The following is a 3,212-nucleotide window of genomic DNA, read 5'->3' on the forward strand; positions in this document are numbered from 1 at the left end:
ATCCCGCCCCATCCCCTCATCTGCGCAAAACTTCGTTACACTCTTCGAAACGAGAGGGTTTCATGGGTGAGTTCGTTGGTTCGGCTGGTGCGCTGGGTGTCCAGAGCGGCATGACCCTCATTTCAGGAGTGGTGAGCCTGCTGGCCCTGGGTCTGTACGCCCTGTTCAGCGACTCCAACGAAAACAACGACGATGATGACTCCAGCCCCGGTGGAGGCTTGATGCAGCCGGTGGCCTGAGCCCCTGGGTGGCTCCATCGCCAGAGGTAAACGCACCGCAGCCGCTGTTGCACCCGCAGGTTGAGCTGGATTTGATCACGGCGGGCAGCGCTGGCTTTCTGATCCATGGGGATGCCACCGACACCTCCCCTCGACCCCATCCCGCCGCTTGTGTTCTGAGGGCCGAACGAACCGCCGGGGCAGCGACTTCCCCTAGCTGATCTCCTGGGAGTCCCGGGCATAGGCCGTGGGAACCACCACCAGAAACAGCCACCACCACAGGGACACAGCCACCCCCAGCGGTGCGGTGAGCCACCAACGACCGAGCCACAGCCAGCTCAACACCACCACGACCACCCCGGTGAGCACGATGCTCCAGGGTTGACACCACCAGGGCTTGACAGACCAGAGGTTGTCGCCTGAGCCCCTGCTGGGATCAGTGTCGCTCACACCAGATCCTCAAGGTTTGGAGGAGGCTTCCAGGGCAGCCGGAACGTTGGCTTCACCGGGCCTGTAGGAGCGACCCACGGTGCTGGCGGCCTTCAGCTTCTTGCTCAGGGTGGTTTCGGCCACCCGGTACTGGGTGTCCTTGTTGGTGCCGAGATCCTCCAGGCTGAGGCGCTGCGCCTCCTGCTCACTCATCTTCGCCTGGACATCAGGGTCAATGCCGTACTTGTGGATGTCGCGGCCCTCGGGGGTGAGGTACTTGGCGATGGTCACGGTCATGCCGGAGCCATCGGAGAGGCCCCGCACCGACTGCACCAGCCCCTTGCCGAAGGTCTTCTGACCCACCAGCACGGCCCGGTTGTTGTCCTGCAAGGCACCCGAGAGAATCTCGCTGGCACTGGCCGATCCCTCGTTCACCAGCACCACCAGGGGCTTGTCGGTGAGGGCACGGCCGGTGGCCCGCTGGATGTCGGTGATGCCGTTGCGGGTCTTGGTGGACACGATCGTGCCCTCGTTCAGCCACTGACGCGCGATCTCCACGCTCGCCCCGAGCAGGCCACCGGGGTTGCTGCGCAGGTCCAGCACATAGCCCTGCACGTCCTCGCCCTCCATCTCCCGCAGGGCAGCCCGCATGTCCTTGGTGGCATTGGCGTTGAACTGCTTCAGGCGGATGTAGCCCACCTTCACCCCATCGGGCGTCACATTGATCTGGCTGTCCACCGCGTGCAGCTCGATCCGGTCGCGCTCCAGCGGCACACTCAGCGTCTGGCTGCTGCGGCGCAGGGTGAGGGTCACGGTGGTGCCGGCCTGGCCACGGATCAGCTTCACCGCGTCCTCGGTGCTCATGCCCTTGGTGCTGGCCCCGTCGATGGCCGTGATCACGTCCTTGGGCATCACGCCGGCCCGGGAGGCGGGCGATCCCTCGATCGGGGCCACCACCACCAGCTCCTTGGTGTCCTTGTCGAGGCTCAGCTGGATGCCCACCCCGGAGAGCTCCCCGGAGGTGTCGATCTGCATCTCCTTGAACTCCCGCGGATCCAGAAAGCGGGTGTAGGGGTCATCGAGGGTGGCGAGCATGCCCCGGATCGCGTCGTAGGCATCCTTGGGCGTGCCGTAGCTCTTGGCCAGCACATCGCGGCGCAGATCGCGCCACTGCTGCGGCGTGTACTTGCCGTTGACGTCGAGATAATCGCGGAAGACGATCTGCCAGGTCTGGTCGATCACCTCCTTGGGGCTGTCGGAGATACGGCCGACACCGCCGGGGGAGGTGACCGCCTCGCGCGCCATCACGGCGGTGGCAGCGCAGGCACTGACACCCACCAGCACGATCAGACTGGTGCGGCTGCGACCCATCGGAGCAGACCTGGAAGGCCAGGGAAACGTTCAGTCAAGCTAGCGCCGCAGAACGGGGTGCCCATGGAGGGGTGACCGGTCTGGAAAGGGAACCCTGATCACGGCCTTCAGGGATCCACCCAGCGGCCGTCCTCCTTGATCAGGGCGATCAGGGCCTCCACCCCCTCGGCCTCCGGCACCCGGCGGATCTCGTCGCGGCCGCGGTAGAGGGAGATGGTGCCCGGCGTCTTGCCCACGTAGCCGTAGTCGGCGTCGGCCATCTCGCCGGGGCCGTTGACGATGCAGCCCATCACGGCGATGTCGAGGCCGGTGAGGTGGGCGGTGGCGTTGCGCACCACGTGCAGCACCTCCTCCAGGTTGAACAGGGTGCGGCCGCAGCTGGGGCAGGCCACGTACTCCACCATCGTTTTCCTCAGGCCCAGGGCCTGCAGGATCGAATAGCAGACAGGGATCTCCTTCTCCGGTGCCTCGGTGAGCGACACCCGGATCGTGTCGCCCAGGCCTTCGGCCAGCAGGGTGGCGATGCCGGCGGTGCTCTTGATGCGGCCGTAGTCGCCATCACCGGCCTCGGTGACGCCTAGGTGCAGGGGGTAGTGGAAGCCCTCGGCGTCCATGCGGTCAGCCATCATCCGGTAGGCGGCCAGCATCACCGGCGCCCGCGAGGCCTTCATCGACACCACGATGTTGTGGAAGTCGAGGCGATCGCAGATGTGGATGAACTCCATGGCGCTCTCCACCATGCCCAGGGGCGTGTCGCCGTAGGTGAACAGCATCCGCTCGGCCAGGGAGCCGTGGTTGACGCCGATGCGCAGGCCCTTGTCCTGCTCCTTGAGCAGGCTCACCAACGGCTCGAGCGTGGCCTGGATGCGCTGGCCGATCGCCGCCACCTCCTCAGGGGTGAATTCGGTGCGGTTGGGATCGGGCTTGTCGAACACATACAGCCCCGGGTTGATGCGCACCTTGTCAACGTGCTGGGCCACCTCCAGGGCGATCTTCATGCCGTTGTGGTGCACATCCGCCACCAGTGGCACCGGCTGGTAAGTGTCTTCCAGGCGCTGGCGGATCTCCTTCACCGCCTTGGCATGGGCCAGGGAGGGCACCGTGAGCCGCACGATCTCGCAGCCCGCCTCGTGCAGGCGGCGGATGCCGGCCGTGGCGCCCTCAATGTCGAGGGTGTCCTCGTTGATCATCGAC

General features: G+C 65.9%; 4 protein-coding genes. 1 reads left to right on the forward strand and 3 read right to left on the reverse strand.

The genetic code is table 11. The features are described from left to right. The first annotated feature begins 110 nt into the window (after positions 1-110). Positions 111-239 (forward strand): hypothetical protein, encoded by a 129-nt coding sequence (locus tag IQ216_RS14520; protein WP_255510617.1) that lies wholly within the window; start codon positions 111-113, stop codon positions 237-239. Positions 240-431: 192 nt separating this feature from the next. Here the strand turns inward: IQ216_RS14520 and IQ216_RS12795 are convergent, their stop codons facing one another. From IQ216_RS12795 to ispG, 3 genes are all read right to left on the reverse strand, one after another. After that, positions 432-668, reverse strand: a complete 237-nt coding sequence (locus IQ216_RS12795) for a DUF6737 family protein (protein ID WP_193815778.1) — start codon at positions 666-668, stop codon at positions 432-434. A gap of 9 nt (positions 669-677) precedes the next feature. Then, positions 678-2,018, reverse strand: a complete 1,341-nt coding sequence (locus IQ216_RS12800) for a S41 family peptidase (protein WP_186699316.1) — start codon at positions 2,016-2,018, stop codon at positions 678-680. 107 nt (positions 2,019-2,125) lie between these two features. Then, on the reverse strand, positions 2,126-3,212 hold a 1,087-nt coding region (gene ispG, locus IQ216_RS12805; RefSeq protein WP_193815779.1), incomplete at its 5' end, for a (E)-4-hydroxy-3-methylbut-2-enyl-diphosphate synthase.

Source organism: Cyanobium sp. LEGE 06143, from assembly GCF_015207535.1.
GTDB lineage: Bacteria > Cyanobacteriota > Cyanobacteriia > PCC-6307 > Cyanobiaceae > NIES-981.